At 64.6% G+C, this 12,840-nt stretch carries 15 protein-coding genes; 3 read left to right on the top strand and 12 right to left on the bottom strand.

Annotated elements, in window-relative coordinates; all coding sequences use genetic code 11:
• The 5 genes from glcE to F8N82_RS14080 all read right to left on the bottom strand — a co-directional run bounded on the left by glcE (nucleotide 1) and on the right by F8N82_RS14080 (nucleotide 4,913).
• A complete protein-coding gene (gene glcE / locus F8N82_RS14100; RefSeq protein WP_038995907.1) occupies nucleotides 1-1,056 on the bottom strand; it encodes a glycolate oxidase subunit GlcE in 1,056 nt (351 codons plus the stop codon).
• Nucleotides 1,056-2,555, bottom strand: a complete 1,500-nt coding sequence (gene glcD / locus F8N82_RS14095; protein WP_038995906.1) for a glycolate oxidase subunit GlcD — start codon at nucleotides 2,553-2,555, stop codon at nucleotides 1,056-1,058. Before glcD ends, glcE begins: the two co-directional genes overlap by 1 nt.
• Before the next feature lie 131 nt (nucleotides 2,556-2,686).
• Entirely contained in the window at nucleotides 2,687-2,911 is a 225-nt protein-coding gene (locus F8N82_RS14090) for a hypothetical protein (RefSeq protein WP_010222367.1), read from the bottom strand.
• A 62-nt stretch (nucleotides 2,912-2,973) separates the two neighbouring features.
• Nucleotides 2,974-3,549 (bottom strand): NADAR family protein, encoded by a 576-nt coding sequence (locus tag F8N82_RS14085; protein ID WP_038995903.1) that lies wholly within the window; start codon nucleotides 3,547-3,549, stop codon nucleotides 2,974-2,976.
• A 38-nt stretch (nucleotides 3,550-3,587) separates the two neighbouring features.
• Entirely contained in the window at nucleotides 3,588-4,913 is a 1,326-nt protein-coding gene (locus F8N82_RS14080) for a hypothetical protein (protein WP_038995901.1), read from the bottom strand.
• A gap of 240 nt (nucleotides 4,914-5,153) precedes the next feature.
• Here F8N82_RS14080 and F8N82_RS14075 point away from each other — a divergent pair, with 240 nt between their 5' ends.
• Entirely contained in the window at nucleotides 5,154-6,335 is a 1,182-nt protein-coding gene (locus tag F8N82_RS14075; RefSeq protein WP_038995900.1) for a sugar transporter, read from the top strand.
• Nucleotides 6,336-6,405: 70 nt separating this feature from the next.
• On the opposite strand, the gene F8N82_RS14070 is transcribed toward F8N82_RS14075, so the two are convergent.
• From F8N82_RS14070 to F8N82_RS14060, 3 genes are all read right to left on the bottom strand, one after another.
• Nucleotides 6,406-6,741 carry a hypothetical protein gene (locus tag F8N82_RS14070; protein WP_038995899.1) on the bottom strand — a complete coding sequence of 112 codons (336 nt, stop codon included), beginning with the start codon at nucleotides 6,739-6,741 and terminating at the stop codon, nucleotides 6,406-6,408.
• A gap of 1 nt (nucleotide 6,742) precedes the next feature.
• Complete coding sequence (locus F8N82_RS14065; protein WP_224793818.1) at nucleotides 6,743-7,003, bottom strand: YceK/YidQ family lipoprotein; 261 nt, start codon at nucleotides 7,001-7,003, stop codon at nucleotides 6,743-6,745.
• A 76-nt stretch (nucleotides 7,004-7,079) separates the two neighbouring features.
• Nucleotides 7,080-8,603 carry an FAD-dependent oxidoreductase gene (locus tag F8N82_RS14060; protein WP_038995898.1) on the bottom strand — a complete coding sequence of 508 codons (1,524 nt, stop codon included), beginning with the start codon at nucleotides 8,601-8,603 and terminating at the stop codon, nucleotides 7,080-7,082.
• A gap of 153 nt (nucleotides 8,604-8,756) precedes the next feature.
• Here F8N82_RS14060 and F8N82_RS14055 point away from each other — a divergent pair, with 153 nt between their 5' ends.
• Both F8N82_RS14055 and F8N82_RS14050 read left to right on the top strand, forming a co-directional pair.
• Complete coding sequence (locus F8N82_RS14055; RefSeq protein ID WP_038995897.1) at nucleotides 8,757-9,425, top strand: hypothetical protein; 669 nt, start codon at nucleotides 8,757-8,759, stop codon at nucleotides 9,423-9,425.
• Complete coding sequence (locus F8N82_RS14050; RefSeq protein WP_038995895.1) at nucleotides 9,418-10,068, top strand: RES family NAD+ phosphorylase; 651 nt, start codon at nucleotides 9,418-9,420, stop codon at nucleotides 10,066-10,068. The genes F8N82_RS14055 and F8N82_RS14050 overlap by 8 nt, the downstream gene beginning before the upstream one ends.
• Here the strand turns inward: F8N82_RS14050 and F8N82_RS14045 are convergent, their stop codons facing one another.
• The 4 genes from F8N82_RS14045 to fdxH form a co-directional block, all read right to left on the bottom strand.
• Nucleotides 10,069-10,296: a hypothetical protein gene (locus F8N82_RS14045; protein WP_038995894.1), complete on the bottom strand. Its 228-nt coding sequence runs from the start codon at nucleotides 10,294-10,296 to the stop codon at nucleotides 10,069-10,071.
• Between the two features lie 95 nt (nucleotides 10,297-10,391).
• Nucleotides 10,392-11,303: a formate dehydrogenase accessory protein FdhE gene (fdhE, locus tag F8N82_RS14040; RefSeq protein WP_038995893.1), complete on the bottom strand. Its 912-nt coding sequence runs from the start codon at nucleotides 11,301-11,303 to the stop codon at nucleotides 10,392-10,394.
• A complete protein-coding gene (locus tag F8N82_RS14035; protein ID WP_038995892.1) occupies nucleotides 11,300-11,947 on the bottom strand; it encodes a formate dehydrogenase subunit gamma in 648 nt (215 codons plus the stop codon). Before F8N82_RS14035 ends, fdhE begins: the two co-directional genes overlap by 4 nt.
• Nucleotides 11,944-12,834 (bottom strand): formate dehydrogenase subunit beta, encoded by an 891-nt coding sequence (gene fdxH, locus F8N82_RS14030; RefSeq protein ID WP_305887453.1) that lies wholly within the window; start codon nucleotides 12,832-12,834, stop codon nucleotides 11,944-11,946. Before fdxH ends, F8N82_RS14035 begins: the two co-directional genes overlap by 4 nt.
• Nucleotides 12,835-12,840 lie beyond the last annotated feature (6 nt).

Raw genomic sequence — 12,840 nt, 5'->3', positions numbered from 1 at the left:
TCAGAACTCCGCATACATCCGGCCAGGGTTGAAGATCCCCTGCGGGTCGAGGCGCTGTTTGAGTTGCTGGTGATAGCGCAGCAAGGCCGCAGGCAGCGGCTGGAACGGGTTGTCACTGGCGCTGTAGCAGGTGGCATGGCCGCCCAGGTGCGTGACCGCACTGCGAATGCTCGCGGCCGGGGCCTCGGACTTGAGCCAGCGCTGGGCACCGGCCCAGTCCAGCAGTTGCTCGCCGGGCAAATCCAGCACCGGGCTGTGGTTGGGCAGCGACAAACGCCACAACGGGCGCGGGTCGGCGAAAAACGCCAGGCGCTGGTTGTTCAGGCCCTGCCACCAGCTGGCCTCGAAACGTTCGCCGCCAAGCCGGTCGCGGGCGGCCTTGACCGAGCCTTCGCCGCCTTCAAGGCGCAGGCGCAACATGCTGCCATCATGGCAGGCGGCGCTGATCGGCAGCGGTTGCTGGCCCCATTGCGCCAGTTTCAGCAGCGCTTGCTGTGGGTCGAGGTGCAGGGCGATGTTTTCTTCGCAGCGCGGCTTTGGCAGCACTTTAAGCGACACCTCGCTGATCAGCCCAAGGCAGCCGAAGCTGCCGGCCATCAGCCGCGACAGGTCGTAACCGGCGACGTTCTTCATCACCTCGCCGCCAAAGCGCAGGTGCAGGCCCAGGCCGCTGATTACCCGGGTGCCGAGCACAAAGTCGCGTACCGAGCCAGCCCAGGGCCGGCGCGGCCCCGATAGCCCGGCGGCGACCATGCCGCCCAGGGTGGCACCATCATCGCTGTGCGGTGGCTCGCAGGGCAGCATCTGCCCGGCGGCCTCAAGCGCCGCCGTCAACTCGCTCAGCGGTGTGCCGGCCCGGGCGGTGATCACCAGCTCCGTCGGGTCGTAGTTGACGATGCCGCGGTGGTCACGGGTGTCGAGTTCAACGCCGTCAACCGGGCGGCCAAGAAAGGCCTTGCTGGCGCCGCCACGAATGCGCAATGGCGTGCCCTCGGCGCGGGCCTGGCTGACCTGTTCGAGCAACGCCTGGCTGGCATCGTTGTTGTGCGCCAACATCAGAAACGCTCCAGGTCGGGGAAGGGCAGTTGCCCGGCGTGTACATGCATGGCGCCGAATTCTGCGCAGCGGTGCAGGGTCGGGATGTTCTTGCCGGGGTTGAGCAGGCCATGGGGATCGAAGGCCGCCTTGACGGCGTGGAACAGGGTCAGCTCGTCGCTACTGAACTGCGCGCACATCTGGTTGATCTTCTCGCGGCCCACGCCATGCTCGCCGGTGATACTGCCACCGACGCTCACGCACAGTTCGAGAATCTCGCCGCCGAAGGCTTCGGCGCGCTCCAGTTCGCCGGGCTGGTTGGCGTCGAAGAGAATCAACGGGTGCATGTTGCCGTCACCGGCATGAAAGACGTTGGCCACCCGCAGCGCGTACTTGTGCGACAGCGCAGCGATGCACTGCAGCACATGGGGTAGCTCGCGGCGGGGGATGGTGCCGTCCATGCAGTAGTAGTCGGCAGAGATTCGCCCCACCGCCGGGAAGGCGTTCTTGCGCCCGGCCCAGAACTTGACCCGCTCCACTTCATCGCGGGCCTGGCGCACTTCACTGGCGCCAGCCTGTTCGAGCAGCGCACGAACCCGGTCGCAGTCGTCATGCACGTCAGCTTCGACGCCATCCAGTTCGCACAGCAAGATCGCCTCGGCGTGCACCGGGTAGCCGGCATGAATGAAGTCTTCGGCGGCGCGGATGGCCAGGTTGTCCATCATTTCCAGGCCACCGGGAATGATCCCGGCGCCGATGATGTCGCCGACCGCCCGGCCGGCCTTCTCCACCGAGTCGAAGGCCGCCAGCAGCACCTTGGCCACCTGCGGCTTGGGCAGCAGCTTTACTGTTACTTCGGTGATGATCCCAAGCATGCCTTCGGAGCCGGTAAACAGCGCCAGCAGGTCGAAACCCGGGGCATCGAGGCTGTCGGCGCCGAGGGTCAGGCATTCGCCTTCGACCGTGAGGATTTCGACCTTGAGCAGGTTATGCACGGTCAAGCCGTATTTCAGGCAGTGCACACCGCCGGCATTTTCGGCGACGTTGCCGCCGATCGAACAGGCAATCTGCGATGAAGGGTCGGGCGCGTAGTACAGCTCATGGGGTGCGGCGGCCTGGGAAATCGCCAGGTTGCGCACCCCGGGCTGTACCCGTGCGGTGCGCGCGGCCGGGTCGATGGCGAGGATCTTGTTGAAGCGCACCATCACCAGCAGCACGCCTTTTTCCAGTGGCAGGGCGCCGCCCGAGAGGCCGGTGCCGGCGCCACGGGCGACCACCGGCACCTTGCGCGCAAAACACAGTTTGAGGATGCCCTGGACCTGTTCGAGGGTATGCGGCAGCACCACCAGCATCGGTGTGCAGCGGTAGGCCGAGAGGCCATCGCATTCATAGGGCTTGAGGTCTTCCTCGGCGTGGAGGATATCGAGATCGGGCAGTTGTGCCTGCAAGGCCTGTAGCAGCGCCTGCTTGTCGACTGCGGGCAGGGCACCATCGACGTTTTCGTCGTAAAGAATATTCATTGACGGCCAGTCACCGGAAGGTGCCAGAAGCTGCGGGAAATCGAAGGCGAAGCGCGGCGCCTGGTGCCGGCGAGCCAGGGTCGTGCAGGATGGACCTCAAGTGCGCCTGGCACCCGCCGCCAGCCTCCGGGCTAGCGGAAACGGGGCAGTGGGCGTTCGACGCTCAACGAGGTGAGGGTTTTTCTGACCAACTGATCGTCGGCTTCAACGGCCTTGAGGGTGTCGCGGATCTTGCCGGCCACAGGCACATCGCCCTGGCGGTCGATCCAGTCGGCAATCTCCTTGCACGCCGAAGCGAGCCGGGCCTGGCGCTGGTTGATCAGGTTAAGGGCTGTGGTGATCTCTTTATCGGACATGAGGGAATCCTCCATCTGCGCGAATAAAGTGTAGCAGCGCAGAAAAATCCTGCGCTGGGGCCTCAGCCGGCCAGACGCTCGCGCACACGCATCAGGGCATAGCCCAGCAGGTTCAGGCCCTGCCACTGGCGCGGGTCGGCCGCTTCAGGCGCCTTGCCTTCCAGGCCAATGCCCCAGATGCGGTCCACCGGGCTGGCTTCAACCAGCACCTGGCCCGCGGTCGACAGCAAAAAATTGCGCAGCCCAGGGTTCTGCTCGAACTTGAGCAGGTTGGCCTGCTCGACGATGGCCGAGCGCTCGGCAACCCAGGCGTCGTCGTCGTAGCCGGCGACTTCGCGGCCAAGCTTCTTGGCCTCGGCGGGCGTGCGTGCGGCGAGAATCTTCTCAAGGGTGGCCTGGTCGTCGAACAGCCGCGCCTTGCCGGCCATCATGTAGTGCTCGGCGCTGGGGTAGTTGAGGCCTTGCTCTTTGAAGCCGGCTTCGAACCACTGGCTGAAGCAGCTTTTGTCCGGCTTGCCGTCGACCTTTTGCCGGTGGCCCCAGAAGTACAGGTAGCTGGGCGCCAGGCCCTGGTCGATGGCGGTGATCAGGCTGGCGTTGTCGAGGATGTTGCTCAGTGCCTTGGGCGATACAGTCATGCCTGGTAATCCGTTATCAATCATTCAAAGAGAGGGAGCTACCAGCGCAGGGGCCGGTCCAGTTGCTTCCAGAACAGCCAGCGGTGCACTTCAGCGTGTTCGCCGGTACCGATCTGCCAGTCGGGGCGCGAGGTGTCCAGGGCGATGACCGAGATGAAGCCGGCATGGCTGGCGACCACCAGGGTCTTGCCGTCGGGCGAGATATCCATGGCGCTGATGGTCGAGCCGATAAAGTGCTGCCAGCGTTCCTGACCGTCCTCGCCAAAGGCCCGCAGGTAGCCATAGGCATCGCCGACAATGAACTCGTCATTTCGCGAGGCGCCGGCATAGACCCGGGCGCCATCCTGCAGCACCGGCGTGCGCGGATCGTCGCTGTAGAAATCGGTCTTGAGCCCGGGGATGTCCTTGACTGCCACGCCCAGGGTCGCGCCGTAGTAGAAGTGGCAGGCATTGAGGATCAGCCGGTCGCCACGCTGATTGAACAGGGCAAAGTGCGGGTACTCGCCGGCCGGGCCGATATCGGCGATCACCTCCAGGCGATCATTGAGTACCAGGTGCTGGCCGCATTGCTCGCCGATGGCAATCAGCGAGCCATCGGCAGAGATGGCCGCGTGCTCCATGGACAGGCTGAGATTCAGATCATCCGCGCTGATGCCGTCGGCCATGTCCTGGAGGATATCTTCGGCGCGACGCAGCAGGCGCGTGGCCCCCGTGCCATGCAGCACGAAAATGCCATCGCTGCTGACCAGCAACACCCGTTGCCCATCCGGGAACGGGATCAGCGCTGTAGGCTGCGGGGGATGTTCGAGCGCTTCGAGCCCGGCGTCTGCAGGCAGACCTTCGAGGCCGTTGGGCCAGGCGAACTGGGCAACCTGCTGGCCGCCCCAGCCATCGGTGACGCGAACCCCGTCGGCATTGCCCAGGGCGAAATAGCGCCGTGCCGGGCAGCGGCCAAAGTGATCGACACCGGCTACCGGGGTTACCGATTCGCCGTCGATCTGCACCACCTGCCCTGGTTGATAGGCAGTGCCGATGCGCGCCAGCAGACGACCGTCGTCGAGCAGCACCAGGGTGCCGATGCTTTGCGCCTGTTGATCCAGCATCGGGATCAGTGGCAGGTGTGCAGGTGGCCAGTCCTGGCGAAATGCCTGGTGCTGGAGTGCATCGACGCCCGGTCGGTTGACTGCCTGCAGGGCTGCCAGCCAGGCGGGCAGCAGGTGTTCGGTGGGGGCCGACTGGGGTTCTTCGAGCCCGTCCCAACCTTCTTGCGTACCTTGCGCGACGTAGCGGTTGACCGCCTGGGCGTAGTCGACCACGGCGGCTCGCCACGCTTGTTGGGCTGTGGCAGGGTGCGGGGTATCCATGGGGGCGAGCTCCTTGTTCCTGGGTGAAGGCGTGTCCAGGGCGCCATGATAGCGTGCCCCCCTGCGGTTGTGACAGCATCGGTGCTGACGTACTATCCTTGCCAGCAAGCGATACTCCGCATACTTATAAATCTTTCCTCAGCGCACACGCTTCACTCAGGCCCGACCGGCATGAGTGTCTGGCGCTGGGCGCGTTTTCGTTCCCGGCAACCGCAAACCTCTCGGAGCAAGGCCTTACTCATGAATACATCCGTGGATGCGCGAACCGGTAGTTGGCTGAGTGTCATCGCCCTGGCCCTGGCGGCCTTCATTTTCAACACTACTGAATTCGTCCCAGTGGCGCTGCTCAGCGACATCGGCCGCAGTTTCGACATGTCCACCGCCCAGGTCGGCCTGATGCTGACCATCTACGCCTGGGTGGTGGCCCTGGCCTCGCTGCCGATGATGCTGCTGACGCGCAACATCGAGCGGCGCAAGTTGCTGATCATCGTCTTTGCCCTGTTCATCCTCAGCCATTTGCTTTCGGGGGTGGCGCAGAGCTTCGCCATGCTGCTGGTCAGTCGGATCGGCATCGCCCTGGCCCATGCGGTGTTCTGGGCCATTACCGCCTCGCTCGCCGTGCGCGTGGCGCCGCCGGGGCAACAGGCCAAGGCTCTGGGGCTGCTGGCGACCGGTACCACCCTGGCGATGGTCATGGGCATACCGCTGGGGCGGGTGGTTGGCGAAGCCCTGGGCTGGCGCACCACCTTTTTGGCGATTGCCGGGGTGGCTCTGGCGACCTTGTTGTGTCTGGTCAAGTCCCTGCCGCTGCTGCCCAGCCAGAACTCCGGCTCATTGCGCAGCGTACCGGTGCTGTTCAAGCGTCCGGCGCTGGTGACCGTGTATGTGCTGGTGGCGCTGGTGATTGCCGCGCAGTTCACCGCCTACAGCTACATCGAGCCGTTTGCCCTGAACGTGGCGCAGGTCGGCGGTGAGCTGACCACCGTGCTGCTGTTGCTGTTTGGCGGTGCCGGGGTGTTTGGTTCGGTGCTGTTCAGCCGCTACAGCGAGCGTTTCCCGCAGGGGTTTCTGCTCGGGGCAATCGCCATGCTGGCGACCTGCCTGCTGCTGTTGCTGCCGTTGTCCGGCGACTTCAGCCTGTTGGGCAGCCTGAGTGTGTTCTGGGGTGTTTCGATCATGTGCTTCAGCCTGGCGCTGCAGTCCAAGGTGCTGATCCTCGCCTCGGACGCCACCGACGTAGCCATGGCGATGTTCTCCGGGATCTACAACATCGGCATTGGCGCCGGGGCCTTGATCGGCAGCCTGGTCAGCGTGCACATGGGCCTGGGCAATATCGGCTTTGTCGGTGGTTCGCTGGCGTTGGCCGGGCTGCTGTTGTGCGCGGTGACGACCTACCGCTTTGCCCGGACTGAAGTGGCGTAATCGCGGGGCAAGCCCGCTCCCTCAAGGCGGACCTGTGGGAGCAGGCTTGCCCCGCGATGAGGCCTTGCGATCAATCGCGAATCTTCATCAGCCCGGCGCATTTCAGGCAACGAACCCGCTTCAACTCGCGCAGCTCGCTAAAGCCAGCCCGACGTGACAGCGCGGTGCCGACTTCGTCCTTGTACAGGTGCAGCATCGCCGCGTTGCAGTGCGGGCAGCGAACCAGCATCGCCAGTGGGAAGCACAGAAGGTTCAGACCAAAAAACACCAGTATGTAGGTGCTGCTGATGTCTTTGGGCATCCAGTCGAAGAGCGTCAGGATCAATAACGGCGCGCCGATGTAGATACTGAAGTCGTTGATGCAGATGTTCAGAAACGCCACGCGGTAGTATTCCAGTTGCGGCATGTCAGTTCATCGAGTCATAGGGCAGCAGGGCGGTGTCGACCACCATGTCCGCCGGCAGGGTGACAATGGCAACCACCGGGCAGACGATGGTCACCCAGCAGAATATCGTCGAGTAACCTTCGTAGCCGCGGGCGCCGATGGTGGTCAGCAACTGGACGTTGGCCTGGGTGCCTTTGTAGTAGTCGCCGCTGCCGTAGCTGTTGGAGCCGCGCGCGAGAAAAGTGCCGCAACTGGCCAGGAACAGGGTCGAGGCCAGGAGCAAAGAGGTGAGGATTCTGATGATGCCATTCCTTAGCAGATAGAGATGCGAGACTGGCGCGCATTCTCGCACAACATCCCTAGTATCCGCGCAACCCGCGTGCACTGAAGTACTCTTCCAGCACCTCGGGGCCGGCTCCGACCTGGGCCAGGGCCACATAGCTGTCCGGGCGCAACAGGTACACGCCGTCTTGTTGCAACCCGGCTGCCTCATGGGCCTCGTGCCATTCGAACACTTCCAGCGGCATGCCGCGCTCGCTGCACCAGGCCACCAGGCTGCCGCTGGCGGCGCCATAGACCTGGACTTGCCAGCACATTCGCGCCAGCCCGGTAAAGTTGTCGTGGGTGCCGTCGCTGACCCACGGCATGCGTTCGCCGCCATGCACCTGGCCGGCGCTGCCGACGCTCAGGGGCATGTCGCGGTAGTTCAGGGTGATTTGCGAGACGGTGCGAAACAGGAACGCCCGCGCCGATTTCAGCGCCGCCACCCGCGGCAACAGCAGTGGCGCCAGGCGAGTGCGCAGCAGGGCGGCCAGGCGGCCGTCGGCGGTGATGAAATTGAACACCTGGTCGGTGGTCGACACCAGTCGTTGGGCAAAGGCGCTGCGCTCGATTTCATAGGTCTCGAGCAGAGCGTCCGTGGCGCAGCCCTGCAACACGGCGGCCAGTTTCCACGCCAGGTTGATGGCATCGCCAATGCCGGTGTTCATGCCCTGGCCGCCGGCCGGGCTGTGCACATGGGCGGCGTCACCGAGCAGGAAGGCGCGCTCATGGCCAAACTGCTCGGCCACCCGGTGGTGCACACGGTAGGTGGAGAACCAATTGACCTGTTTGATCTCGACCTTCAGGTGCTCCATGGCCCGCTGGCTGACATCCTCGAAACGCAGGTCCCGGGGGTGTTCGGCGCGCTCGTCGCGCACCGTGCCGATCAACCGCGCCCGGCCGCTGCCGGCCAGCGGGAAGACGGCGAGAAAGTCCGCTTCGTCGAGGTCCACGTGCAGTTCGCCATTGAACGCCGGCCCCGTACCGTCGACATCGGCGACATAGAACACCTGCTCATAGGTACCACCGGGAAAGCCGATGCCCAGGACCTTGCGCACAGTCGAACGGGCGCCGTCGCAACCGGCCAGGTAGTCAGCTTCGCAGACTTCCTCGACGCCGTCGGCATGCCGCAGGCGGGCGGTGACAGTGTCGGCGTCCTGGCTGAAACCGAGCAGCTCGGTTTGCCGTTGAACCTCAACGCCAAAGTGCTGCAGGCGTTCGATCAACAGCTGCTCGTGCTGGTCTTGCGGGTAGATGTGCAGGAACGGGTAGGGCGTAAGGTCGGCGCCAATGCTGTTGAACGGCAGCCGCGCCGCGGTTTCGCCCTTGACCCACAGGTTGGCCGCCGGCACCCGGTGCCCCTGCTCGAGGATCGCTTCGGTCAGGTCCAGCTGGCGATACAGCTCCAGGGTCCGCGCCTGCACCGCGAGGGCTCGCGAGGTGGTGCCGGGGCCGGCAGTCTTGTCGATGATCCGCACCTTGATGCCCAGCTTGCTCAACCACAGCGCCAGCACCAACCCGGTGGGGCCGGCGCCAATAATCAGTACGTCACAGCGGTTCATCGCAGGCGCTCCTCGGTACTTGTTGCGGCTGTGCATTGAAGTGTAAGACCCCTGCGCGGTTTTGCTCGCCAATCGTCGGCGCCTGGCTGGTGATGCGGGATTATCTGGATTACTATAAATTCAAGATATCCAGTCTAATCATCGGGAGGTCCCATGAGCCGAACCCAGGATCAGCGCCCGGCGGTTGCCGCCCTGGCCGGTTCGCCGAAGGATGTGCGCAAGCGCCTGAGCCGCCAACAGGCCGAGCACGTGGTGGCCGTGGCCCTGGCCGATGCCAGCCCCGGTGAGGCCGATGCCATTGCCGCGACCTTTGCCAGCGTCGCCGAGTTCGTCAAAAGCCTGGTCGGCCGGCAACAGCAGCAAACCCTCGAATCCATCGTCGAAGCCCTGGTGCCCAAGGCGCCGCCAACCCCCAATGCGCTCAAGGAGGCAGCGATGCTGGCCCAGGCGCGCACGGCGGTGCTGGAGAGTGGCGACTGGCTGACTGCGGCGCAGATCGCCGGGCTGGCCGGCTTCAGCCTGAGCAACCCCAGCGCCCAGCCGAACAAGTGGAAGCGCGAAGGGGCGATCTTTGCCCTGCGCCACCATGGCGTCGATTACTTCCCGGCCTATGGCCTGGACGCCGCGTACCGGCCGCTCAAGGCCATGGCGCCGGTGCTGGCGCGCTTTGCCGGGGCCAAGGACAGCTGGGGCCTGGCCTACTGGTTCATGTCGGCCAACAGCTTCCTCGCCGGCAAGCGCCCGCTCGATCTGCTCGTCAGCGCGCCGGAGCAGGTGCTGGCCGCCGCCGAAGACGAACTGCAGGGCGTCGCTCATGGTTGATACGCCGGCGCCTGCCGGTGTGTTGCAGCTGTCGACCCTGAGCTGGGCGAAGGGCACGCCGATCCATCGTGTGCACCTGGATCTGTACGGTCCCGGCCAGTTCAACCCCGGGCTCAAGGGCAATGCCCGTTTCAGTCCGATCAGGGATGCCCGTGGCCAGCCGATCCCGACCTTGTACGGCGGCACCAGCTTCGACTGTGCAGCGATGGAAACGGTGTTTCACGACGTGCCCTTTGCTGTCGGGCTCAAGACTTACGACAAGGGCAAGTTGCACGGGCACTTGCACTCGGTGCTGCACAGTGGCGAGGACTTGCTGCTGGTCGACCTGGGCAGCAAGGCGCTGCGCAAGCTCGGCGTGCCGCGCAACCAGTTGATCGACACCGAGAAGGACCAGTACCCGCAGACCCGCCTGTGGGCCGAGGCGATCTACCGGCAGAACCCCGAGGTGCAGGGCCTGTGCTGGACTTCACGGCAGGATGACAGCGCGCGGGCGTTGATGCTGTTTGGCGATCGTGTCGCGGCCAGGGCGCTCAAGCCCCAGGGCGAATCGCGCAGCGTGCTGCAGGACAGCGGCGCTTACGCCGAGCTGTTGCAACTGGCCGAGCAAATCGGTGTGCTGCTGGTTGCCGGGCGCATGGGCTGATTACTCAGCCTTGCTGCGCACGATGCGCCCGACCTTGATCTCGTCGGCATAGGCCTTGAGTTTGTCGGAGTCTTTGTACAGGCGGTTCATCAGGTGCAGCACGGCAACCACATCAACGCCATCGATGCGCTCGGCCAGTTTGCTGATTTCACCGGCGGTGCGCTCCAGGTTGCTGGCGACGGCTTTGAGGTCGCGCTTGAGTTCGGCGGAAGATTTCTTGATGCCCATTGGGGGTTCCGGGTGTGGGATGAAAAGGGGGGCATCGCGGGGCAAGCCCGCTCCTACAAGGTCTGTGGGAGCGGGCTTGCCCCGCGATCGCTTTATCAGCCGGGAAACAAAAACGGGCTGACACCACTACGCCCATACCCTTCGCGCTCCACTTCGGCGTCCAGCGCCAGGGAGGCCAGGTCATCGGCCAGTACTTCCTGGTCGCGGTCCTTTTCCGGGTACAGCACTTTCAGGTAGCTGTGACAGTCGTTGCAGCTCTCGGCCTTGATCGCGGCATCCTGACGCTCCAGGGACCAGTAGTCCAGGGCGCCGGTGGCTTCGCAGTTGCTGCATTTTACCCGAACCATGTGCCAGCGGCTTTCGCACAGGCTGCAATGCAGGTAACGCAGGCCGGCCTGGGCGCCGGTCATGATCACGCTGGCCACCGGCGCGCTGGCGCACACCGGGCAATGCTGGCGCTGTTCGCCCAGGGCGGCCTTGGCCGAGGCCGGCAGGGCATTGGCCAGCTGGGTGAAGTACAGTGACAGCGCGGCCCAGAGGAACAGCGCCTGGCCGCTGTCGACCTGGTCATAATCACCGGCAAGCAAGGCGCAGGCGCGTTCTTCCAGTTGCGCTGGCGAGTAGCCGCGCAAGGCGTCCAGAGTGCTGCACACCACCGGCGTGGCGTCGTTGTACAGCGCATCAATCAAGGCGCCGAGCAACTGCTGCCAGTAAGCGTGGCGCGGGTACTCGCCGCTGGCCAGTGGCGCCCGGCCATCGGCCAGGCGCGCAGCCAGCCCGGACGCCTGCATTTCAGGCAACGGCAGGCTTGCAAGCAACTGCTGCTGCGTCTCGGCGATGTTGGCACACAAGCCCAGGTAATCGCCCATGGCATGGCCGTCGGCCAACTGGCGCAGGCGCGCCGCGCGTTTGCGGTAACGTTCCTTGAGCGACGGCAGCAGCACCGCGACGATCTCGTTGACGCCACCGCTGGGCGTCTGCACCGGGGTCATCTGGATGCTGTTCATTTATCGCTCCCGGCCTTGCCCTGCTTGTTGTTCAGCTGACGGTACCAGCGGTCGTGGTGGGTCTTGGCCCAGCTGCGGCTGACGTAGCCGGTGACCATGCCGCGGATTGAGCCCTTGACCCAGAACGCCAGGTAGGCGTGGCCGATGATCAGCAGAATCAGGCTGATGCCGGCCAGCGCATGCACCAGCAAGCCGATGCGAATGGTCGGGATGCTGAACAGCGGCGCGAAGTACGGCCGCCAGATCACCACGCCACTGAGCAGCAGCAGGCTGATCAGGCCCATGATTCCCCAGAACAGGATCTTCTGCCCGGCGTTGTACTTGCCGATGTTCAGCGCCGGCTCATGCTTGCCGGCCAGCACTTGCTTGACGTTCTTGAACCACTGCAGGTCTTCGCGTTCCGGCAGGTTGTAGCGCACGAAGCGCACGAACAGGAACATCAGCAGCAAAAACACCACCACGCCGAAAAACGGGTGGAGGATGCGCGCCAGCTGCGGGGTGCCGAACACCGCATTGAGGCCGTTGAGCGAGGGGAAGAACCACGACAGCCCCGACAGTGCCACGGCGAAGAAGCAGATCACCATGAACCAGTGGCTGGCGCGCTCGATGAAGCGCGTGCGCAGGATCAGTTTGTCCTTGTTCATGCGTGGGTATCCTCTTCGATCTTCTGGTCCTGTTCATCGACTTCGTTGGGGCCGACGCCGATGTAGTGGAACAGGGTGCCGGCCAGGGTGGCGAAGAACGCCGCCGCAGCCACCGGTTTCATCCAGCCTTTCCAGCCCTGGATGGCGTTGCTGATGCGCGGGTCGGTGGGCAGCTTGTGGTACAGCTGCGGCTTGTCGGCGTGCTGCAGCACGTAGACCACGTGGGTGCCGCCGACGCCCTGCGGGTCATAGATGCCGGCGCCGGCAAAGCCGCGGCCCTGCAGCTCGGTGACCCGCTCGCTGGCCTGGTGCAGCATGTCTTCTTTGCTGCCGAAGTTGATCGCTCCGGTCGGGCAGGTCTTGACGCAGGCCGGCTCCTGGCCGACCGACACGCGGTCGACGCACAGCGTGCACTTGTAGGCCTTGTTGTCCTTTTTGCTGATGCGCGGCACATCGAACGGGCAGCCGGCGATGCAGTAGCCGCAGCCAATGCAGTGCTCGGACTGGAAATCGACGATGCCGTTGGCGTACTGGATGATCGCCCCCGGTTGCGGGCAGGCTTTCAGGCAGCCGGGGTCGGCGCAGTGCATGCAGCCGTCCTTGCGGATCAGCCATTCGAGTTTGCCGCTTTCGTCTTCGACTTCATCGAAGCGCATCAGCGTCCAGGTTTCGGCCGAGAGGTCGGCCGGGTTGTCGTACACGCCAACGTTGTGGCCGACCTCGTCGCGCAGGTCGTTCCATTCGTTGCATGCCACCTGGCAGGCCTTGCAGCCGATGCAGATGCTCACGTCGATCAGCTTGGCCACTTCGGCCTGGTGATCGCGGGTGTGCGGCGCCGGGGTCAGCACGTTGGTGGCTGAGCGGCGGACGATGTCTTGGGATTGCATGGACAT

The organism is Pseudomonas fluorescens (assembly GCF_902497775.2).
Lineage (GTDB): Bacteria > Pseudomonadota > Gammaproteobacteria > Pseudomonadales > Pseudomonadaceae > Aquipseudomonas > Aquipseudomonas putida_F.
Note: the sequence above shows the minus strand (reverse complement) of the source record. Positions and strands in the feature narration are given on the sequence as shown.